Raw genomic sequence first — 22,047 nt, 5'->3', positions numbered from 1 at the left:
TTTACAGGTGACTGACCTAAACCCTTGAATTGCCGATGAGCTGCACTCCGAAATCCGGGGTATGTTTTATGCTGTAGCTGTCCTTGAAGCTTGCCGGGCTTTTATATGAGAGAGCATACGAGCGAGCGTTGATGTTGATTGGCAGTCTCACAAAGGAGAGGGTCGCCATGTTTCTTTCTGCCTTGGAACTTCGCCGTATCATCGAAACCAGCTTTTTACCCAAGCGTTGCGAGTGCACGTTGTCACCGGATCTGTTGATGACCGTGAAGGTTTATGCCGACGGGCAAACCGATCATCTCGATCTAAATGTCACCGGCATCGATGCCTCCGGACTCAATGGTTGTCGGGAAATAAACGAGTTGATTACCCAACTGCGTTCCGGACAGCATCACGTAGAAGTCGAGTCACACTCCATACTGGGCAAAGCGCTTTAACCTGCAGTTTCGAGTTCCACCGACACGTGCCGGGTCTGGAAGAATGCCAGGCCCAGCGCCAGTTCAAGCCCGACAGCCAGCAACATGCCCGGCCCGACATGGCCGGCGAGCCATTCGGCAAAACCCAGTACGGCCAATCCCCAGCAGCCGACGACGAAGCCGAGGCTCAGCGCATTGCGGGTTGCGCAAGGGGGGGCGTTGCGAACCAGGTAAGAGAGCACGCTAAACGCTGCGAACAGCACGGCTGTGCGGCGCGCGACCAATCCCGCCACGAATGTAAATTCGATACCCCAGAGCGACAGTAGCCATTGAGGTGCCAAACCCCAGACCAGGCTCAATAAAAGGCATAAGGCGGCGGTAAACATCGACAAGGTGCGAAACGAAAACTGCATGGCCAATCCTTGCGGGCAGTGAGGGGGGGGCGCTAGAGCATAGCGCCGCAGCCCTCAAAGGAATACTGCCAGGTATCAAATCAGACTTTTCAGTCAGCCTTGGTTCTCGCAGGCGTCGGAAAGTTTACGATAGGTGATTTCTGCGGGTTTTCCCGTGTCATCGATGTACTTCATGTCAGCCTTCACCACTTTGCATTCCAGGGTGTCCGGCTCGGTCAGTGAAATCACTTTGCTGACATGCAATGGCATGCCGTAGTGATAGGGCACGGCTTGAGAGGTAGCGGTGTCATTGGCCTGGGCCAGGCCGGCAAACGCGGTGCAGGCGAGGGCGGCGGTAATCAGCAAGGTGCGAGTGTTCATCAGCGATCTCCAGTGCGTACGGAAAGTCAGTTCGATGTGTGGCTTGTCGAACCTGCCGCACCGGGCGTCAGAACAGTCTGAGGGCGTGCGGTCCAGTGAAGTGTTGGACCGCGCGGTTAAACGAGGGTTAACCCGGCTGAACGCCGCCTGTCGCGAAGGCGCGATCCTGTGTATCAGTTAAGACCATCGAGCGCCTGATAGAAAGTCATCGCGAGCAAGCTCGCTCCCACAACCCTGTGGGAGCGAGCCTGCTCGCGAAGAGGCCCTCGAATTCAGCGCAGATCCAGCTGCTCCCGATAAGGCAGATCCGGCCCGGTCTTGCTGCACGTCAACGCCGCCGCCTGCACCGCGAACTTCAGCATGCCGTCAATCTGCTCGCGGCCAAGTTGCTTCACACCCTCCACCGAATCCAGTTGCTTCTCGGTCAACCAGGCAATCAATGCCGCTTGAAAGGTATCGCCCGCACCCACGGTGTCGGCGATTTTTACCGCGCAGGCTGTAGTCGACCACGAGCCGTGAACCCGGCTGAACACGGTCGCGCCTTCGCCGCCCCGGGTCAGGAACACCAGCTGGCAGCGATGCTGCATCCAGCCCTCGATCACTTGCGCCGGGTCCTGGCCTGGGTACAACAGATGCAGGTCCTCGTCGCTGACCTTGATCAGGTCGGCCAACTGCACCAGCGTCGCGATCCGTTTACGCCACCGTTCAATGTCCGGTTCCGGGTTCAGGCGCACGTTCGGGTCGAGGCTGATCAGGCGTTTGCCACTTTCCCGGCGAACCAGTGACAACAGGGTGTCGGCAATCGGCTGCACCACCAGGGAAAACGATCCGATATGCAGGCCGCGCACTTCAGGCCCGAGTGCCGGCAGGTGCTCCGGTTTCAACTGTCGATCGGCGCAACCTTCGCCACGAAAGCTGTATTGCGGCGAGCCATTGGCGCCTACGGCGACCATCGCCAGGGTGGTCGGCGCGGCGAAATCCAGCAGGAAGTCCTGGCGCACACCTTCATCCTGCAGCACCTGCAACAGGCGCCGGCCCAGGTAGTCGGTGGACAACCCGGCCAACAGCGCCGAATCCACGCCCAACCGGCGTAATCCCACGGCCACGTTGAACGGCGAGCCACCGGCGATGGCTTTGAAATTCACTTTGGACGCCAGACCGCTGGCGTCGTTTTCACTGAAAAAATCGAACAGCGCTTCGCCACACACCAGGTACATAGTTGTTCACTCTTCAAAGGGTTGCGACTTGCTGTCGATAGCGTTCATAAGCCTGCTGACTGGCTTGTACATTGTCGGCGACCGGCAGGGTTTCACCGGCCGGGTCGAGCTTCACGCAGCGCTCGCACAAGTCCGCCAGGCTGAGTTCGTTTCCGCTTGCCCGGGATACGCACCAGGCCGCCTGGATCGCCGCACCCAGGGCCGCGGCCTCGCTTTGTTCCGTGCAGATCACGGGGGTATTCATGATGTCGGCGACGATCTGCCGCCACACCGCGCTTTTCGAACCGCCACCGATCAGCCGAATGCTGCGGCTTTGTAAGCCATTGTGGCGTAGCAGGTCCAGTCCGTACCGCAAACCGAATGTCGTGCCTTCGACGACCGCGCGACACAGGTTGGCCCGGGTCAGGTTGCTCATGGTCAGGCCCGACAGGCTGCCGCTGGCATGGGGCAGGGCGGGCACCCGCTCGCCGTTGAAGAACGGCAACATGCTCACGCCTTCGGCACCGATGGGTGCTTGGGCAACCAGTGCGTTGAACTGATCGATGTCGAGGTCCAGCAGGTCGCGAACCAGGCCGGTGGCATTGGTCAGGTTCATGGTGCAGATCAATGGCAGCCAGCCGCCACTGGAAGAACAGAAGGTGGCGACTGCGTAATCCGCGGCGACGTTCGGCCGGTCGGCATAGGCGTACACCGTGCCTGACGAGCCGAGGCTCATGGTGATTGCACCGGGCTGGATATTGCCGGTGCCGATGGCCCCCATCATGTTGTCGCCGCCGCCACTGGACACCCGTGCCCGCGGATTGATGCCCAGGTGTTGGGCAATGTCCGGCAGAATCGTGCCAACCGCCTGGTGCGCGTCGATCAGCTCGGGTAGCGCCGCTTGCAGGCGTCCGCTGGGGTCGATGTCGCGCAACAATTGCACATCCCACTGCCGGGTACGCACATTGAAGTACCCGGTACCCGAGGCATCACCGTATTCGCTGCAACTGCGGCCGGTGAGCCAATGGTTGAGGTAGTCGTGGGGCAGCAGGATATGGGCGATCCGGGCAAACACCTCGGGATGCTGCTCTTTGGTCCAGAGCAGTTTGGATAGGGTATAACCCGGCGCGATGACCACGCCGAGGCGCTCCAGCGAAGCCTTTTCGCCGCCGAGGTGGGCCAGGAGACGGTCATTCTCCGGCGTGGTTTCGGTGTCGCACCAGAGCTTGGCCGGACGCAGCACCTGGCCCTGATCGTCGAGCAGCACCAGGCCATGTTGCTGGCCAGACACGCCAATGCCGAGGATCGACTGGCCATCGACCCTGGCCGCGAGCAACGCGCGGCGGGTGGCCGTGGCGAAGGCGTCCAGCCACTGATGGGTGTCCTGTTCGCGACGGCCATTGGCCGCGCTGATCAGGCTGTGGCTGGCCGCTCCCTGGCCGAGCACTTCACCACTGACTGCGTCGAGGATGATGGCCTTGGTGCCCTGGGTGCCGCAGTCGATGCCGAGGAAGAGTTGTCGGGTTGTCATGCAAGATCCTTCGATATCAGTAAACCCTCATCGCGAGCAGGCTCGCTCCCACAGGAGATCTTCAGTGGACACACAGGTTGTGCTCGCCGGATATCCAATGTGGGAGCGAGCCTGCTCGCGAAGACGGCAGTTGTCACGCCACCGACCTTACGCCAACACCCGCTCCAGCGTCCGCGACACCCCCACCTCGCGCAAACTGTTGCAGCACCACTCGAACGCCGCGACAAACTCCGCCGAGCGGGGTAGGGCCGTACCAAAAATATCTTCGACAGCCAGCAACCGCTGGGTGATCAGCACATCATCGGCCACCAGCGCCTGGCAGAACTCGGCACGAGGATCGGGAATGCTGTACGTGTCGCCATGTTCATCCACGCCCTTCAGATACAGGGCCCACGCCGCCACCACCAACGCCGCGCGTTTGGTTTCGCGGCCGTCGGCGATCAGGCGGTTGATGGTCGGCACGGTGAATTTCGGAAACTTCGAAGAGCCGTCCGAACACACCCGTTCAAGCTGGTCGGCAATCGCCTGGTTGGAGAAGCGCGCCACCAGGGTGTTCTTGTACTCGGTCAGGTCGATTCCCGGCACCGGGGCCAGTTGCGGCGTCACGTCCAGGTCCATGTAGGCGCGCATATAGCGCACGAACAACGGATCGTTCATGGTTTCGTGGACGAAACGGTAACCCTTCAGGAATCCCAGGTAGGTCAGCGCCAGATGGCTGCCGTTGAGCAGCTTGATCTTCATGTCTTCGTAGGGCGTGACGTCGTCGGTGAACTGCACGCCGACCTTTTCCCAGGCCGGGCGACCGTTGACGAATTTGTCTTCCAGCACCCATTGCACAAAGGGTTCGCAGACCACCGGCCAGGCATCGTCCACCCCATGCTGGTCCGCCAGTTGCTGGCGGTGCCGGGTGCTGGTCATCGGCGTGATGCGGTCGACCATGGCGTTGGGGAAACTGACGTTGGTGTCGATCCAGTCGCGCAGTTGGCTGTCGTGCAAGGCGGAGAAGGCCAGCAGGGCCTTGCGGGTGACGGCGCCATTGTGCGGCAGGTTATCGCAGGACATCAGGGTGAAGGCCGCTGTGCCGGCGGCGCGGCGCCTGGCCAGCGCGGCACAGAGCAGGCCGAACACGGTTGTTGGCGTGTCGGGGTGCGCGAGGTCATGCTGGATTTGCGGCAAGTGCGCCATGAACTCACCGGTACTGTCGTCGATGCAGTAACCGCCTTCGGTGATGGTCAGCGAGACGATGCGGATCTCGGGACTGGCCAGCTTGTCGATCAACGCCTGGGTGTCGTCTTCGGCCAGCAGCATGTCGCGGATGGCCCCGATCACCCGCACTTCGGTATCGTCGCCATCGCCGAGCTCGAACAGGGTGAACAGGTAGTCCTGATCCTTGAGATCGTCACGGGCGCGGCGGTCCTCGGCACGCAGGCCGACGCCGCAAATGGCCCAGTCCAGACCTTCTCCGGTGTTCATCAGCGCATCGGTATAAAACGCCTGGTGGGCGCGATGGAAACCGCCGACGCCGATGTGCGCAATGCCCTGACGGGTATCGCCCAACGCGTAGGCGGGCAGGGCCACTGCGGGTGCGAGGCGGTTGAGGTTCTGTTTATTGAGTTTCATCGCAGGCTCTCTGGGATCAGGCAGCAACGCGCAACGGGCGGGTCAACGCCATGCCGTCGGCATCGAATAAATGGCAGTGTTGCGCGTCCAGGTGCAGGCTCAGGGGTTCGCCGTAGCGGCTGGCCAGATCGCCGCGGACGCGCAGGGTCAGGGCTTCGCCGGAGGACGTCCGGACGTGGCAGAACGTATCGCTGCCCAGGCGTTCGCTGACATCGGCGGTGACCTGCAAGGTGCAGTCGCCGGGCTTGGCCAATTCCAGATGTTCCGGACGAATGCCCAGGGTCACTGCACTCCCGACGCTCAGATGCCTGCCGCTCAAGGGCAGGCTGATGCGGGTGCCGGCCTCCAGTTGCACTTCGCAGCCCTGGCTGTCGACGCGGGTGACCTTGCCCTTGAGCAAGCCCATTTTCGGCGTGCCCAAGAAGCCGGCGACGAACAGGTTGGCGGGCTGGTGGTAGAGATCCAGTGGCGAGCCGACTTGCTCGATCTTGCCGCCGTTGAGTACGACGACCTTGTCAGCCATGGTCATGGCTTCGACCTGGTCGTGGGTGACGTAGATCATCGTCGCTTGCAGGTCTTTGTGCAGACGCAGCAATTCCAGGCGCATCTGCACCCGCAGGGCGGCGTCGAGGTTGGACAGCGGTTCGTCGAACAGGAAGATTTTCGGGTTGCGCACGATGGCCCGGCCAATCGCCACGCGCTGGCGCTGGCCGCCGGACAGTTGCTTGGGTTTGCGCTCCAGCATCGGCCCCAGTTCGAGGATGCGCGCCGCTTCGCTGACCTTTTTCTCCACTTCGGCTTTCGCTACGCCCGCCAGGTCGAGGGCGAACGACATGTTCTTGCGTACGCTCATGTGCGGGTACAGGGCGTAGGTCTGGAACACCATCGCCAGGTCGCGCTTGGCCGGACTCACTTCGGTGATGTCACGGCCATCGAGTTCGATGGTGCCGCCGCTGACTTCTTCGAGCCCGGCGATCAGGCGCAGCAGCGTGGATTTGCCGCAGCCCGACGGGCCGACGAAGACCACGAATTCCTTGTCGTTCACTTCAAGGTCGATGCCCTTGATGATGGAAAAACCTTCGAAGCCTTTTTGCAGATTCTTGATTTTCAGGTTGGCCATGGTGATGGGCCTCCGTTTGTATATATTCAGGCTTTTTGTAGGAGCGAGCCTGCTCGCGATGAACGTTCAGGCGACGCGCTCTTCCAGTCAGCCAGCGTTATCGTTCACGTCCATCGCGAGCAAGCTCGCTCCCACAGGTATCGTGTTCGGTCAGGGGGCTTTCATTTCACGGCGCCGAACGACAGGCCGCGGACCAGCTGTTTCTGGCTGATCCAGCCGAAGATCAGGATCGGCGCACAGGCCAGGGTCGAGACCGCCGACAACTTGGCCCAGAACAGCCCTTCGGGGCTTGAGTAGGAGGCAATCAAGGCGGTCAGTGGCGCGGCTTTCGACGAGGTCAGGTTCAGCGACCAGAAGGCCTCGTTCCAGCACAGGATCAGCGACAGCAGCACCGTGGACGCCAGGCCACCCTTGGCGATCGGCAGCAATACCCGGAGCATCTCCTGGACCAGCGTTGCGCCATCCAGCCGCGCGGCTTCGAGGATGTCCCGGGGGATGTCCTTGAAGTAGGTGTAAATCATCCAGACCACGATCGGCAGGTTGATCAGCGTGTAGATGACGATAAGCGCGATTCGTGTGTCGAGCAGGCCGAAACTCTTGGCCAGCAGGTAGATCGGCATCAGCACGCCCACCGGCGGCAACATCTTGGTCGAGAGCATCCACAGCAGCGTGCCTCTGGTGCGCCGGGTTTCGTAGAACGCCATGGAGTAGGCCGCCGGCACCGCGATCAGCAGGCACAGGGCGGTGGCGCTGAAGGAAATCACCACCGAGTTCCAGGCGAAGCTGAAGTAGTCGCTGCGCTCGTTGATGTGCAGGTAGTTCTCCAGCGTCGGTGTGAAGATGAACTGTGGCGGCGTGGCGAAGGCCTCGATTTCGGTCTTGAAGCTGGTCAGTACCATCCAGAAGATCGGGAAGAAGATCAGGATCGCGATGGCCCAGGCCAGCGTACCGAGCAACAGGCTTTGCAAACGACGGGATTGTTGAAGAGTCATGGCAGTCCTCAGGCTTTGTCGGTCAGGTTTTTGCCGATCATCCGCACCAGAATGATCGCCGCGATGTTGGCGATGACCACCGCGATCAAACCGCCCGCCGAGGCCATGCCGACATCGAACTGCACCAGCGCCTGGTTGTAGATCAGGTACGCGAGGTTGGTCGAGGCGTAGCCGGGGCCGCCGTTGGTGGTGGTGAAGATTTCGGCGAACACCGAGAGCAGGAAGATGGTTTCGATCATCACCACTACCGCAATCGGTCGCGCGAGGTGCGGCAGGGTCAGGTGCCAGAAGATCGCGATGGGGCCGGCACCGTCCAGGCGTGCGGCCTCTTTCTGTTCCTGGTCGAGGGACTGCATGGCGGTCATCAGGATCAGGATGGCGAACGGCAGCCATTGCCAGGAGACAATGATGATGATCGACAGCAGCGGGTAGTGCGCCAGCCAGTCCACCGGTTGTGCGCCGAACAGTTTCCAGACGTAGGCGAGAATCCCCGACACCGGGTGGAAGATCAGGTTCTTCCAGATCAGCGCGCCGACTGTGGGCATGATGAAAAACGGCGAGATCAGCATGACCCGCACGATGCCGCGACCGAAAAACTCACTGGCCTCCAGCAGTGCACTGATCAGCACACCGAACACCACGCTGATCAACAGCACGCTGCCCACCAGCAACAGGGTGTTGGTGGCGCCGGGCAGGAAGCCTGAATCGGTGAGGAAGTAGGTGAAGTTCTCCAACCCGACGAACGCGTTCTCGCCGGGATCGAGCAGGTTGTAGCGAATCGTCGAGAAGTAGAGGGTCATGCCCAGCGGCACGATCATCCACAACAGCAGCAGTGCCACCGAAGGGCTGACCAGAAACCAGCCGGGATTGGCCACGCGGCTTTTGCGCAGGGGTAGGGCAATGTCCATGTGAGCTTTGGCAGTTGATGTATTCATGGCGTTAAACCGATTGGGTACAGGCAATGAAGATCAATTGTGGGAGCGAGCTTGCTCGCGATGGCGGACTGTCAGTCGATACAAATGTTGAATTTGACGGCCTCATCGCGAGCAAGCTCGCTCCTACAGTAAGCAGGAGCAGGCTGGTGCGGGTTACTTGGGATAACCCGCGCGCTTCATCTCGCGCTCGGTGGTTTGCTGGGCCGCCGCCAACGCCTGGTCGACCGTGGTCTGGCCGATCAGCGCCGCCGAGAAGGATTTGCCGACCTGGGTACCAATGCCCTGGAACTCGGGAATGGTCACCAACTGGATGCCGATGTAAGGCACCGGTTTGAGCGTCGGCTTGCCCGGGTCCGCGGCCTTGAGCGATTCGAGCGTCATCCTGGCGAACGGCGCGGCACTCATGTAGGCCTCGCTGTAGGTCGAGGCCCGGGTGCCGGGCGGCACGTTGGCAATGCCGTCCTTTTCCGCGACCAGTGCGCTGTATTCCCGGGAGGTGGCCCAGGCGCTGAAGGTTTTCGCCGCGTCCTTGGCCTTGGAACTGCTCGGAATGGCCAGCGCCCAGGAGTACAACCAGGCCGAGCCCTTGTCAGTGACCTGATGCGGCGCATAGGTGAAACCGACGTGATCGGCGACCTTGCTCTGGGTCTTGTCGGTCACGAACGAGCCGGCGACGCTGGCATCGACCCAGATCGCGCATTTGCCGCTGTTGAACAGCGCCAGGTTTTCGTTGAATCCGTTGCTCGATGCACCCGGCGGGCCGGATTGCTTCATGGTATCGACGTAGAAGTTCAGCGCATTCTTCCACTCGGGACCATTGAATTGCGGCTGCCACTGTTCGTCGAACCAGCGCGCGCCATAGGCATTGGCGATGGTGGTGACCAGCGCCATGTTCTCGCCCCAACCGGCCTTGCCGCGCAGGCAGATGCCGTACTGTTCCTGTCCGGGTTTATTCAGTTTGGCGGCGAACTCAGCGATCTGCTCCCAGGTCGGGCGCTCGGGCATGCTCAGGCCGGCGTCCTTGAACAGGTCGGTGCGGTAATAGGTGATCGAGCTTTCGGCGTAGAACGGCAGGGCGTACAGCGAGCCTTTGACCGACAGGCCTTCGCGCACCGACGGGAAGACGTCGTCCAGGGCATAGCGGGCCGGCAAATCCTTCATCGGCTCCAGCCAGCCCTTGGCACCCCAGAGTGCCGCTTCGTACATGCCGATGGTCAGCACGTCGAATTGCCCGCCCTGGGTGGCGATGTCGGTGGTCAGGCGCTGGCGCAGGACGTTTTCCTCGAGCACAACCCAATTGAGATTGATGTCCGGGTGCTCGGCCTCGAAGGTTTTCGAGAGCTTTTGCATGCGGATCATGTCGCTGTTGTTGACGGTGGCGATGGTCAGGGTCTGGGCGCCAAGGCTGACGCTGCTGAGGGTCATGCAGGTGAGGGCAAGCAGGGCTTTTACCGAATGTTGCATCGTGCACTCCTTTTCTGCACCCGGCGGGTTACAGAAGGACAGTTATTGTTTTTGTGTCTTCCGAAGGCAGGAAGAATGTGCACTGATTACAACCTTCAATACGGGCGATGACAAAGCTTTGACAGCACTTTGGCTGATACTATTTTGCACTGATGGAGAATGGCTGAAATGCGAGTCCATACTTTGCGTCGCCGCACGGGCGCTCGCACATGGATAGACTCAATCGACATGGTTTGTCCGGTGGCCAATTTAAACTGCACGAAGAATTTTCCATCCGCATCGGCTTTTGCACCTGTAATCAGGTACAAGTTGTGCTGACGAAAAGGCAGCCCCTGGATCTCGTGGAAACCAGCCGGATGCTCGGCAATCAATGTTTCACCGGGAAAAAGACCGCGGAGGCGGATCAGCACCCGGACGTCAATCGACGGCGTAAGTTGCTCCCCAAAATCCCGCCGGGCGAGGGTTGAAAACCAGCAGTTTTCTTTGGTGATGTCATCCTGTTTTATTTCACCTTCGCCCGTCCACTGTTGGGTGTCTCCCGTTTTGTCGAAGCGTGCGTATTCGTCGATGTTTGTTGGGGTGACGGAATCTTGCGAGGAATCAGGTCTCATGGTCTGAGGTCTCGATGTGGATGGCTGGGTTGCTGCAAGCATGGATACCCCTTCACGGCCAAACCACTGTCAAAACTACCAGTTGCGACCAGCGGCTATCCCTGGTTTTGCTCGGTCAACCGCTGCACCACCAATCGCCGGTAATGCGAAGGCGTCATGCCCTTGAGCTGCTGGAAGCGCCGGTTGAAGTTGGAAATGTTGTTGAAGCCGGATTCGAAGCACACGTCCGTCACCGGTTTGTTGCCATCGGCCAGCAACTCGCAGGACTTGCTGATGCGCAGGCGATTGACGAATTCGATGAAGTTGCGCCCGGTGGCCTGCTTGAATACGCGGCTGAAATATGTGGGCTTCATGCCCAGATGTTCGGCGACTTCTTCCAGCGGCAATTCCCGGCCGTAATGGGCGAAGATGTAATCCACCGCACGGTTGGTCCGATCGATGTTGTTCTCGTCGGCCAACTGTGGCGTCGTGGCGCCGGAGAGCAATTGGTAGTCGTCGGTGGCGGCGAGCAATTCGAGCAGGATGAAAAAGTGCCCGAGCCGGGTCATGCCGCTGGTGTCGGCAATACGCTGCATCAACTGCATGGCCTGGGTAATGGTGTGCTTGCTGCGAAACTCGATGCCGTACTGCGCGCGCTCCAGCAAGGGTGCCAGGGTCTTGAGCTCGGCGAACACTTGATAGCCGCTGTCGAACAACTCGTCGGTGAAGTTGACCAGCATGTCGCGCTTGGGCACCACTTCGTCCTCGGCCACCTGGCTGATCCAGTTATGCGGCAGGTTGGGACCGGTCAGGAACAGGGTTTGCGGATAAAAGTTGCCGATGTAGTCGCCAATGAACACCTTGCCGGAGCTGGCGACGATCAGGTGCAGCTCATATTCCTTGTGGAAATGCCAGCGCACCAGCGGGCAGGGGAAACCATGCTGGCGGTAAATGATGGACAAGCCGTTGTGGTCGTCCATCAATTCGTAGGAAGGATCGGTGACTCTGGCAATACGGGGCATGTCGATACACTTTTCTTGTTATCGCGTCCTGATCATGCCTCTTGTGCGGGGGCTAATGCCAGTTGTCGATGTCGCGTAACCTGACAGGAGCCTTCACGGCTTTCGGGACTATCTGGTTTTTCTGGCTTTTCTGGCATTTATCAAGCTCGCGCTACGGCAGTAGGCAACCAGTTGCGACTCCTCCATGAAATCGACATTGATAATGTTGCACCTTTCGCTTTGGTTGTGGGTGGCAGGGTCAAACCAGTTATCCAGTTCATCATGGATATCGACGGGGCCTCCAGCTTTTGAGTAGCTTGTGGCGGACAGTGACCATAAGCTGGTACGGGGAGGTGGCGACCTCAACACGTTCGTGATGTGCTGCTCCAGTTCCTTGACATTTGTGTCGCCAATTCCGCTCCATTTGTGTTCGATTTTCTCGCAGAACCAGGCGGGATTTAACTCCGGATGTTGTTGGGCCGCTACCAGAACTCGTTGCTTGCCGCTGATTTTCTTTAGCTCGCCAAGTGGCAGGTCTCTATTGCCGGTGGGGATTATTCTCTCGCCAAGATAACGGAGCATCATCTCGTTGAAGAGTGCATAGTCGAACGATTGTTGCCCGTCCTTGAGTTGATGAAAATCCAGAACCACAAACTCATCAGGGTTATCGCGCAAAAACAGATTCACTGCAGCAAATAAAGCTAACACGTTACGAGATGAGCGATAGCCATTGTGCTGGAACCGGAATTTTTCAAACTCTGTGGCCGGGCCGTCAAAGTCCAGTCGTAAATCGAGTGCGCGTGAACCGTTGTTGAGTTGAGCTGCGAACGAATCGTGCTGGCAGGCCAGCCAGTGCGCGCCGGGGATCAGTGGATAGCTCGCTTGCCGGTCGCACCCTGCATTGTGTGTGCCGGGTAGCGTAAGTTCACCAAGCGAGAGGTTGTCGATTGCCGGTGTAGCGCTCATCCAGTTATTGAGTGCGTAATCGTCTCGGGTCGTATTGTTCATTAATGCGTCCTTGCATTGATTGATGAATAACAAGTTGCGCCAAAGTAGTGTTGATTGAAGGCGGTCAAGTATTTTGTCGTGGGACGCGCGCGGTCAATCATCAACTTCATACGGGATGTTGGGTAGCGGCTGGCCAGCGAGCGTGAGTTGTGCGCACTTTGCTGTTTGATCGCCTCGATCATGTTTTGTGCAGTGAGGGGCCGTAAACGGCCTTCATGCTGCTGGCACTCCAGCAGTAACGGACAATTTCAGATGTGTCGAAAAAGTCGGTATTGATGATGCTGCAACGCGTCACCCAGTCTGCGGTGGTATTGAACCAGTCGTTGATCTCTTCTTTGATATTCCTTGGCCCGCCAAATAGCGTGTAGGCAGTTGCCGACAATGACCAAAAAAATGTGTCGTAAGACGCATTTTTCAGGGTTTTCGCAATATAGGTCCGCAGATCGCCGGAACTGGTGAATGAACTGTCGCGCCATTTGTGGGGGATACGCGGCCAGAAATAGTTATCGTCCAGACCAGACCTGAACTGCGCCGCCATGACAATTCGCCGACTTGTACTGGAGCGCTTGAGTTCGCCCACGGTGGCATGCCTGTTGGCGGGAAGTATGACCCGCATCCCGAGTCGCCGCATTAGTTGGTCGTTGAGCTTCTTGTAATCGAAAGGCTTGCCGCCATCCCTGAGTTCATGAAAGTCCAGTACGAGGAATTCATCCGGGTTGTCATCAAGAAACGACAGCACTGCCTCGATCAACTCGTCCAGTACCCGGCCCGAGCGATGGCCACTGTGTTGAAAGTAAAAAACCGCTTGCGGATCTTCCGCGTATTCGAGGCGAATATCCAAGGCCCGTGCGCCATTGGCCAGTTGCCAGGCAAATGAATCGCTCTGGCAAGTGGTCCAGTTACCGGTCACATCATCAAAATCAGGTGCTTTTTTGTCCATCCCGGCGTTATGGGTGCAGGGCCAGACAATATCGGTGAGTTTTAATCTGTCTACGTCGAGGATCTTGCTCATCCAGTTCTGTTTGTAGATAAATTCCGTTTTTTTGACTGTCATGGTTTCTCCTTTGTCTGAATGCACTGGCAACCTGAAGGCTTCAAGTTCAAGGCAGCCCGAAACTATCCGGAGTGACAAAGGGAGGGGTGTTACTTATCTACAGCATCGCGGTGCCTTGAATAGGTTAACCGCACTGAAATGCAAAACGCCGACGGAATTCAGTGAGTATCCTGTCGGCGTTTTGTTGGGAAATGGATCAGCGCTACAAGGTGTGTGCTTGATTGCGATTTTTTTCCTCGATCCATTGCGCCATGTACTGGGTACTTTTGTGTTGATGATGGCGCAACATGCTGCCGGTAAAGTTATCGCGCCTGATCTGTGGCAGATGCCTCTGGCATTCAATCAGCCTTTCGATCAACGCAGGGCCATGGGTGGACTGTGGGTAGCGGCTGCTCAGTAGGTGACGGGCCTGGGCCTGGGCGACAAGCCACTGCGCCTTGTCCTGATAAAGCCGCACGGCGCTGTCGGCGAACTCGCGCGCCGTACGGGTTATGGCACCGGGCCAGGGCTCTTGATCGTGCATGGCTTCGGCGCCCACTGGCGTGGTGACATTGGGTGTTCCACAGAGCATCGCATCGACGATCTTGCCTTTGATGCCGGCGCCGAAACGCAGCGGTGCCAGGCACACCCGCGTCTTCGACATCACCTGCAAGGCATCTTCTGCCCAGTTAAGCACATGAAAGCCCTGTGCCGCGTTGTGCAGGGCAGTGGCCTTGGGTGGGGTGTACGCGCCATAGATGTGCAACTGCGCATCAGGCAGTTGCGCGCGAACCAGCGGCCAGATCGCGGTTTTCAGCCAGAGCACGGCATCCCAGTTGGGCGCATGGCGAAAGTTGCCGATGTGCAGGAAATGCGCGCGATCTTCGTACTCTACTGGCGCGCCGGCCGGAAGATCGACCATCAATGGGCACCAGTGCAACAGGCTGCGCGGGATCCTGAACTGCTCGACCAGCAATTCGATTTCCACTTCGGAAACCATCAGCGTCAAATCACAACGATAAAACGAGGCGATCTCGCGCTTGGCCAGATCGGTATTGGCCATGTGTTCAAACTCTTCACGCGACGCCGGGGCAAACAGACCGCTGAAGTCATTGTTGTCCTCACTGGCCTTCAAACGCTCCTTGAGGCGTTGATGCCGACCCTGTCTGAGGCTTTGCAAGTCGCAACTTTCCAGCACGCGCAACGCATCGGGACAATACTTCTCGACCCGCCACCCGAACTGTTCCTCCATCATGAATTGATCGAACAACACGATGTCCGGCGCCAGTTCACTGATGAAGGTGTCGAAACTGCTGTTGTTCAGCTCGATGGGGACTTCACCAATACCCAGCGCCGTCAGGTCTGCGCGCTGTTCTCCGAAACCTGCCGGGCTGCTGAAGGTGATGTCCCAGCCTTGCTCCAGGAAGACCTCGAGAATCTGCATGACATGCCCGCTGGCCGCCGAAGAGCGGGGCTCGGGCCAGACGTAACCAATGACCAGGACTTTGGTTGCGCGGGGCTCAATCATGTACGGAATTTCCTTGAAGCGAAGACAGGGCAGGGACAAAAACGGCGCGCATTAAACCACAGTGGATCGCCAGGTCACCCGAGAATGCCTTTGACCTTGTCGCGCAACTGATCAATGGAGAAGGGTTTGCCGATCACGTGCATGTCGGGGGGGACGTCGATGCTTTCGGCATAACCGCTGGCAAACAGGATGGGCAGGTCGGGGCGTATCGTGCGGGCGAGGGTGGCCAGTTCGCGGCCATCCATGACCGGCAGGCCGACATCCGTCATCATCAGGTCTATGTGTTGGTTAGAGTCCTTGAGCGTCTCCAGCGCCTGTTCGCTGCCATCGGCTTCCAGCACCTTGAACTCCAGCTCCTCCAGTACATCGACAATCAGCATGCGCACGATGGCATCGTCTTCGACGACGAGGATGGTGTAGGCGTTGGCGGATGACATAGTCGACTTCCTGAATAAGTTTGGCATTGCCGGTCGCTGGAAATCACCGGCCTCTAGCATCAGTAAGTGGCAGATCCAGACAAGTTCCCGAGGTGGCGCAAAAAAGCATGCAACGCAGATCAGCAAGGATAACCCGCCGTTTAGCGTGGGCGCAGCGCAATGTAGGCCTATGCGCGAAAACATGTCAGAAAAATGGATCCATGTGCCAGTTTTGGGGCAAACTCCTTGCATTCTGACAGTTCGACAAGGCCTGCCCCATGACCTCTGCGTCCTCGGTTGATGAGCAACGATTTCGTAAACTCCTGAGCCGCAATATCAGCCTGCCGTTGGGGCTGGGCCTTATCAGCGCGGTGTTCTTCGTTTCGCTGATCACCTATCTGCTGTCGACGATCCAGTGGGTGGAACACACCGACCGGGTGATCAATAACGCCAATGAAGCGGTCAAGCTGACCGTGGACCTGGAGACCGGGATGCGCGGTTTCCTGCTCAGTGGCGACGAGCACTTCCTCGACCCTTACGAAACCGCCAAGCCGCGGATTGCCGTGGCCCTCAACACCTTGCTCGAGCTGACCGCCGACAACCCGGTGCAGACCGACCGCTTGCTGCGTTTGCAGGCGTTGCAACAGGAGTGGGCCAGCTATGCGCAATCGATGATCGATCTGCAGCGCAGCAGCGGTGATTATCGCTCGGTGGTGAAGGCCGGGCGCGGTAAACGCCTGACCGATGAAATTCGCAAGCAGTTCGAGGACGTGATCGATACCGAACAACAGTTGCGCACCACGCGCAATGATGAGGTGCGGCGCACCACGGTCTGGAGCATCAGCCTCTATCTGTTGTTCATCGCCGGCGTCAGTGGTTTGCTGGCGTATGTCGGGCGCCGCGATTTGCTCAGCCTTTCTCAAAGCTACAGTGTCAGTCTCGCCGCCCAGCAAGCCAGTGCCCAGCGCCTGGAGCAACAGGCCTGGCTGCGCAACGGCCAGACCGAGCTCGCTGAACAGGTGCTGGGACAGTTAAGCCTGAACCTGCTGGGTCGCAACATCCTGCAGTTTTGCGCGCAGTACCTCGGTACCGCTGTGGCAGCGATCTATGTTCGGGAAGACCACGGCGGTCTCAGACGCATCGCCAGCTACGGTTTTTCCCGCGAACAGGAAGAACGCGATCAGCAGATCTACAGCGATGAAGGCATTGTCGGTCAGGTGGCGCAGCAGGCGCGGCTGATTCGCCTGGACGAGGTACCGGGGGATTATTTCAAGGTCAGCTCCGGCCTCGGTGACGGTTTGCCGCGCAGTGTGCTGGTGGTACCGACCAGCGACGACGACCGGGTCAACGGCGTGATCGAGTTGGGTTTCCTGCGTCCGCTGGATGACCGCGATGTCGCGTTGCTGGAATTGATTGCCGGCAACATCGGCACGTCCATCGAGGCCGCACGCTATCGCCAGCGCTTGCAGGAAGTGTTGGCCCAAACCCAACAGCTCAATGAAGAGTTGCAGGTGCAGCAGGAAGAGCTCAAGACCGCCAACGAAGAACTCGAAGAACAGTCGCGGGTGCTCAAGGAGTCCCAGGCGCACCTGGAAACCCAGCAGGTGGAGCTGGAGCAGACCAACGAACAACTCGCCGAGCAGGCACAAGTGCTGGCCGAGCAACGCGACGCCATGGACCTGAAGAACTCCGAACTCAATCAGGCGCAGATCCAGCTCGAAGAGCGTGCGCTGGAATTGCAGCGTTCGAGCAAGTACAAGTCTGAATTCCTCGCCAACATGTCCCACGAGCTGCGCACGCCGCTCAACAGCTCGTTGATCCTGGCCAAGCTGCTGGCGGAAAACCCGGAAGAAAACCTCACGGCCGAGCAAGTGAAATTCGCCGAGTCGATCTACTCCGCCGGCAACGACTTGCTCAACCTGATCAACGACATTCTGGACATCTCCAAAGTCGAGGCCGGCAAGCTGGAAATCCGTCCGGAGAACACCAGTGTGGCACGCCTGGTCGATGGCCTGCGGGGCCTGTTCCAGCCATTGGCCATGGACAAGCAACTGGATTTCCAGGTGGACTTGCTGGACGGCGTGCCGCAGATGCTGTTCACCGACCGCCAGCGCCTGGAGCAGGTGCTCAAGAACCTGTTGTCCAACGCCGTGAAGTTCACTGAAAGCGGCAGCGTCAGCCTGTCCGTCGCCGCGGCGCCGAATGACGGCATCGCGTTCAGCATCCGCGATTCCGGGATCGGCATCGAGGCGGATCAGCACGACAGCATTTTCGAAGCCTTCCGTCAGGCCGATGGCACCACCAATCGGCGTTACGGCGGCACCGGGCTGGGCTTGTCGATCTCCCGCGATCTGGCCGCGCTGCTCGGCGGTTCCATCAGTGTGACCAGCAAACCGGGGCAGGGCAGTGTGTTTACCCTGGTCCTGCCGCAGCAGTACGTGGAACCGGGCGAAGTGCCTGTCGAACCGATGCGGGCCGTTGCGGTAGCGGCGGCGCCGGATGCAGTGGCGCCCACGTTGTCGCCATTGGTGGCCGAAGTCGACATTGCACATTTCGACGATGATCGCGACAAGGGGCCGTTCACCAGCCGCTGCATTCTGGTGGTGGAGGACGAGCCGAACTTTGCGCACATCCTCTACGACCTTGCCCATGAACTGGGTTATCAGTGCCTGGTAGCCCATGGCGCCGACGAAGGCTACGACCTGGCCAAGGCCTTCATCCCCGACGCGATCCTGCTGGACATGCGGCTTCCGGATCATTCCGGCCTGACCGTGCTGCAACGCCTGAAGGAGCACGCCGAAACCCGGCACATCCCGGTGCATGTGATTTCGGTCGAGGACCGGGTCGAAGCGGCGATGCACATGGGCGCCATTGGCTATGCGGTCAAGCCCACCACCCGCGAGGAACTCAAGGACGTATTTGCGCGCCTGGAGGCCAAGCTGACCCAGAAGGTCAAACGTGTACTGCTGGTCGAGGACGACGACCTGCAGCGCGACAGCATTGCCCGCCTGATCGGCGACGATGACATAGAGATCACCGCCGTTGGCCTGGCGCAGGAGGCACTGGACCTGCTGCGCGCGTCGGTCTTCGATTGCATGATCATCGACCTCAAGCTGCCTGACATGCTCGGCAACGACCTGCTCAAGCGCATGTCCACCGAAGACATCTGCTCCTTTCCACCCGTCATCGTCTATACCGGGCGCAACCTGACCCGCGATGAAGAGGCTGAACTGCGCAAGTATTCGCGTTCGATCATCATCAAGGGCGCGCGTTCGCCGGAGCGGCTTTTGGACGAGGTGACACTTTTTCTGCACAAAGTCGAATCGCGGTTGTCCCATGACCGGCAGAAGATGCTCAAGGTCGCCCGCAGTCGCGACCGGGTCTTCGAAGGACGCAAGGTGCTGCTGGTGGATGACGATGTGCGCAATATCTTCGCCCTCACCAGCGCGCTGGAGCAAAAGGGCGCAGTCGTGGTTATTGGTCGCAACGGCCGGGAAGCGATTGAACGACTCAATGAAGTGGAGGACATCGATCTGGTGTTGATGGACGTGATGATGCCGGAAATGGATGGCTTTGAAGCCACTGTTGAAATTCGCAAGGTCCCGCGTTGGCGCAAATTGCCGATCATCGCGGTGACGGCCAAGGCCATGAAGGACGATCAGGAGCGCTGCCTGCAAGCCGGCGCCAACGATTACCTGGCCAAACCCATCGACCTGGACCGCCTGTTTTCGCTGATTCGCGTGTGGTTGCCCAAGATGGAACGCATCTAGTGGAGCGCCATTTTTCAGGGGAGCGAAGCAGCGAAATCGAATTGCGCCTGTTGATCGAGGCGATTTACCTCAAGTACAGCTACGATTTTCGCGATTACTCCGGCGCGTCGATCAAGCGTCGGGTCAATCATGCGTTGAGTCAGTTCGAGTGCCAGACCATCTCGGCGCTGCAGGAAAAGGTCCTGCACGATCCGGCCGCTTTCATGCAATTGCTGCAATTGCTGACCATCCCGGTCAGCGAGATGTTTCGTGACCCCTCGCACTTCCTGGCTATCCGCAAGGAAGTGGTGCCGCTGCTGCGAACCTACCCCTCGATCAAGATCTGGATCGCCGGATGCAGTACCGGGGAAGAGGTGTATTCGATGGCCATTCTGTTGCGCGAAGAGGGCTTGCTCGACCGTACCATCATCTACGCGACCGACATCAATCCGAACTCTCTGGAAAAAGCCAAGCAAGGGATTTTCTCGATGGAGAACGTACGCGCCTACACTGCCAATTACCAGCAGGCCGGTGGCCAGTGTTCCTTTGCCGACTACTATACGGCGGCCTATGGGTACGCGATTTTCGACAAGAAACTGCGCGAAAACGTGACCTTCGCCGATCACAGCCTGGCGACGGACAGTGTGTTCTCCGAAACTCAATTAATTTCATGTCGTAACGTATTGATTTATTTTAATAAAAAACTTCAGGATCGGGCGTTCGGACTGTTTCATGAGTCCCTCTGCCATCGCGGTTTCCTGGTATTGGGCAGCAAGGAAACCCCGGATTTCTCGTCTTTTGGCGATGAGTTCGAGCCGCTGGTCAAACAAGAACGGATCTATCGAAAAAAATGAACAGTGCAACGAGCCTGCCAGCTATCGAAGCGATCGTGATCGGTGCCTCCGCCGGTGGCGTTGAGGCGCTGTTGAACATCCTCGGACCGCTGCGCGAAGGATTTGTGTTGCCGATCATTGTCGTGCTGCACCTGCCGGACGAACGCCGCAGCCAGCTGGCGGATGTGTTTGCCCGCCGGGTGGCCATGCCGGTGCTGGAGGCGTGCGACAAGACCGCGGTCGAGGCCGGCACGCTGTATTTCGCCGCGCCCGGTTATCACCTGTCGGTGGAGCGGGACCGCAGCTTTTCCCTGAGCCTTGAGCCTCGAGTGCATCATTCGCGCCCCGCCATCGATTACCTGTTCGAGTCGGCTGCCGATGCCTACGGCGCCGGGCTCGCTGCAGTCCTGCTCACAGGCGCCAACCGCGATGGCGCGCACGGGCTGGCCCAGGTCAAACAGCGCGGTGGCATCACCATCGTGCAAGACCCGCAAGAGGCTCAGGTCGCCACCATGCCCCAGGCTGCGCTGGATATGCATCAGCCAGACCACATACTTTCTGTACGCGGCATCGGCCGTCTGCTTGTCGAGATGGAACGAATCGCATGCTGAGTAATATCCAGGCCAAACTGCTGATCGTGGACGATCTGCCGGAAAATCTGCTGGCGCTCGAAGCGCTGATCAAGCGTGAGGACCGGATTGTGTACAAGGCGCTGTCCGCCGACGAAGCCTTGTCACTGCTGTTGCAACACGAATTCGCCATGGCCATCCTCGATGTGCAGATGCCTGGCATGAATGGCTTCGAGCTGGCCGAGTTGATGCGCGGCACCGAAAAAACCAAGAACATCCCGATCGTTTTTGTCAGCGCCGCCGGGCGTGAAATGAACTACGCGTTCAAGGGCTATGAAAGCGGCGCCGTGGACTTCCTGCACAAACCACTGGACATCCACGCGGTCAAGAGCAAGGTCAATGTGTTCGTCGACCTGTATCGCCAGAGCAAGGCGATGAAGGAACAAGTGCTGGCCCTTGAGCAAAGTCGCCGCGAACAGGAAGCCCTGCTCGAGCAACTGCAGAACACCCAGCTGGAACTGGAGCAGGCGGTGCGCATGCGCGATGACTTCATGTCCATCGTCGCCCACGAAGTGCGCACGCCGCTCAACGGCCTGATCCTCGAAACCCAGCTGCGCAAGATGCACCTGGCCCGGGACAACGCCGCCGCCTTCACCCTGGACAAGATGCACGCCATGGTCGACCGCGACGAGCGGCAGATCAAAAGCCTCATTCGCCTGATCGAGGATATGCTCGATGTCTCGCGCATTCGCACCGGCAAGCTGTCGATCCGACCGACACGGTTCGATCTTTCGACGCTGGTTCGCGATTTGCTGCACAACTTTTCCCGGCAGATCGACGCCGCCGAGACGTCGGTCACCCTCGATGCCGAGCAACCGGTGATCGGAAACTGGGATGAATTTCGTATTGAGCAGGTCATATCCAACCTGTTGACCAATGCCTTGCGCTACGGGGCCAAGAGCCCGGTCTCGGTGAAGGTATACAGTGAAGGAGGCCTGGCGCTGGTAGACGTGCGCGATCAGGGGATCGGGATCAGCGAAGAAAACCAGAAGCGCATATTCCAGCAGTTCGAGCGCGTATCGGCCAGGCAGGCCGTCGCGGGACTGGGCCTGGGATTGTTTATTTCAGAACAGATCGTGACCGCCCATGGCGGTACAATTACCGTCCAGAGCCGGATTGGCGAGGGCGCCTTGTTTCGCGTTTGTCTGCCGCTGTAGGAAAACAGCCAGATAAACGCAACCTCTGATCGACCCCACGGTCGTATCAGCAGCAATTG

The 22,047-nt window shown here is 59.0% G+C and carries 20 protein-coding genes; 5 read left to right on the top strand and 15 right to left on the bottom strand.

The genetic code is table 11. From position 1 onward, the window contains the following. The first annotated feature begins 167 nt into the window (after positions 1-167). The gene (locus tag Q8X48_RS26625; protein WP_407802096.1) at positions 168-434 is read left to right on the top strand and encodes a DUF1652 domain-containing protein; all 267 of its coding nucleotides are present in this window, start codon (positions 168-170) and stop codon (positions 432-434) included. Here Q8X48_RS26625 and Q8X48_RS26620 read toward each other — a convergent pair. From Q8X48_RS26620 to Q8X48_RS26550, 15 genes are all read right to left on the bottom strand, one after another. Beyond that, positions 431-826, bottom strand: a complete 396-nt coding sequence (locus tag Q8X48_RS26620; protein ID WP_126045759.1) for a hypothetical protein — start codon at positions 824-826, stop codon at positions 431-433. The genes Q8X48_RS26625 and Q8X48_RS26620 overlap by 4 nt on opposite strands. A 93-nt stretch (positions 827-919) precedes the next feature. Continuing rightward, the gene (locus tag Q8X48_RS26615) at positions 920-1,186 is read right to left on the bottom strand and encodes a DUF2790 domain-containing protein (protein ID WP_407802095.1); all 267 of its coding nucleotides are present in this window, start codon (positions 1,184-1,186) and stop codon (positions 920-922) included. A 272-nt stretch (positions 1,187-1,458) separates the two neighbouring features. After that, positions 1,459-2,403 (bottom strand): carbohydrate kinase family protein, encoded by a 945-nt coding sequence (locus Q8X48_RS26610; RefSeq protein WP_407802094.1) that lies wholly within the window; start codon positions 2,401-2,403, stop codon positions 1,459-1,461. A 13-nt stretch (positions 2,404-2,416) separates the two neighbouring features. Beyond that, positions 2,417-3,913 carry a xylulokinase gene (xylB, locus tag Q8X48_RS26605; RefSeq protein ID WP_407802093.1) on the bottom strand — a complete coding sequence of 499 codons (1,497 nt, stop codon included), beginning with the start codon at positions 3,911-3,913 and terminating at the stop codon, positions 2,417-2,419. Positions 3,914-4,060: 147 nt separating this feature from the next. Next, the gene (locus Q8X48_RS26600) at positions 4,061-5,533 is read right to left on the bottom strand and encodes a mannitol dehydrogenase family protein (protein ID WP_407802092.1); all 1,473 of its coding nucleotides are present in this window, start codon (positions 5,531-5,533) and stop codon (positions 4,061-4,063) included. A gap of 16 nt (positions 5,534-5,549) precedes the next feature. Next, the gene (locus Q8X48_RS26595; protein ID WP_407802091.1) at positions 5,550-6,653 is read right to left on the bottom strand and encodes an ABC transporter ATP-binding protein; all 1,104 of its coding nucleotides are present in this window, start codon (positions 6,651-6,653) and stop codon (positions 5,550-5,552) included. A gap of 161 nt (positions 6,654-6,814) precedes the next feature. Next, a complete protein-coding gene (locus tag Q8X48_RS26590; RefSeq protein ID WP_095966710.1) occupies positions 6,815-7,645 on the bottom strand; it encodes a carbohydrate ABC transporter permease in 831 nt (276 codons plus the stop codon). Between the two features lie 8 nt (positions 7,646-7,653). Then, complete coding sequence (locus Q8X48_RS26585) at positions 7,654-8,580, bottom strand: carbohydrate ABC transporter permease (protein ID WP_033047392.1); 927 nt, start codon at positions 8,578-8,580, stop codon at positions 7,654-7,656. 153 nt (positions 8,581-8,733) lie between these two features. Beyond that, positions 8,734-10,044, bottom strand: a complete 1,311-nt coding sequence (locus Q8X48_RS26580) for an ABC transporter substrate-binding protein (RefSeq protein ID WP_407802090.1) — start codon at positions 10,042-10,044, stop codon at positions 8,734-8,736. A 95-nt stretch (positions 10,045-10,139) separates the two neighbouring features. Continuing rightward, positions 10,140-10,697 (bottom strand): hypothetical protein, encoded by a 558-nt coding sequence (locus tag Q8X48_RS26575; RefSeq protein WP_407802089.1) that lies wholly within the window; start codon positions 10,695-10,697, stop codon positions 10,140-10,142. A gap of 53 nt (positions 10,698-10,750) precedes the next feature. Continuing rightward, positions 10,751-11,656, bottom strand: coding sequence for an AraC family transcriptional regulator (locus Q8X48_RS26570; RefSeq protein ID WP_407802088.1), 906 nt, complete (start codon positions 11,654-11,656; stop codon positions 10,751-10,753). 108 nt (positions 11,657-11,764) lie between these two features. After that, positions 11,765-12,643, bottom strand: coding sequence for a phospholipase (locus Q8X48_RS26565; RefSeq protein ID WP_407802087.1), 879 nt, complete (start codon positions 12,641-12,643; stop codon positions 11,765-11,767). 178 nt (positions 12,644-12,821) lie between these two features. Continuing rightward, on the bottom strand, positions 12,822-13,697 hold the full coding sequence (locus Q8X48_RS26560; protein WP_407802086.1) for a phospholipase: 876 nt from the start codon (positions 13,695-13,697) through the stop codon (positions 12,822-12,824). 202 nt (positions 13,698-13,899) lie between these two features. After that, positions 13,900-15,204 carry a glycosyltransferase gene (locus tag Q8X48_RS26555; RefSeq protein WP_407802085.1) on the bottom strand — a complete coding sequence of 435 codons (1,305 nt, stop codon included), beginning with the start codon at positions 15,202-15,204 and terminating at the stop codon, positions 13,900-13,902. Between the two features lie 74 nt (positions 15,205-15,278). Next, entirely contained in the window at positions 15,279-15,641 is a 363-nt protein-coding gene (locus Q8X48_RS26550; RefSeq protein ID WP_407802084.1) for a response regulator, read from the bottom strand. Positions 15,642-15,898: 257 nt separating this feature from the next. On the opposite strand from Q8X48_RS26550, the gene Q8X48_RS26545 reads away from it, so the two are divergent. The 4 genes from Q8X48_RS26545 to Q8X48_RS26530 are packed head-to-tail and all read left to right on the top strand — an operon-like array spanning position 15,899 to position 21,988. Further along, complete coding sequence (locus Q8X48_RS26545; protein ID WP_407802083.1) at positions 15,899-19,390, top strand: response regulator; 3,492 nt, start codon at positions 15,899-15,901, stop codon at positions 19,388-19,390. Beyond that, complete coding sequence (locus Q8X48_RS26540) at positions 19,390-20,223, top strand: CheR family methyltransferase (protein WP_407802082.1); 834 nt, start codon at positions 19,390-19,392, stop codon at positions 20,221-20,223. Before Q8X48_RS26545 ends, Q8X48_RS26540 begins: the two co-directional genes overlap by 1 nt. Beyond that, positions 20,220-20,813 (top strand): chemotaxis protein CheB, encoded by a 594-nt coding sequence (locus tag Q8X48_RS26535; RefSeq protein WP_126045775.1) that lies wholly within the window; start codon positions 20,220-20,222, stop codon positions 20,811-20,813. Before Q8X48_RS26540 ends, Q8X48_RS26535 begins: the two co-directional genes overlap by 4 nt. Continuing rightward, a complete protein-coding gene (locus tag Q8X48_RS26530) occupies positions 20,807-21,988 on the top strand; it encodes a hybrid sensor histidine kinase/response regulator (RefSeq protein ID WP_407802081.1) in 1,182 nt (393 codons plus the stop codon). The genes Q8X48_RS26535 and Q8X48_RS26530 overlap by 7 nt, the downstream gene beginning before the upstream one ends. The last annotated feature ends 59 nt before the right edge of the window (positions 21,989-22,047 follow it).

Source organism: Pseudomonas sp. QLc11A (genome assembly GCF_052112305.1).
GTDB classification, from domain to species: Bacteria; Pseudomonadota; Gammaproteobacteria; order Pseudomonadales; family Pseudomonadaceae; genus Aquipseudomonas; species Aquipseudomonas laurylsulfatiphila.
This window is presented reverse-complemented; position numbering and strand designations above follow the sequence as displayed.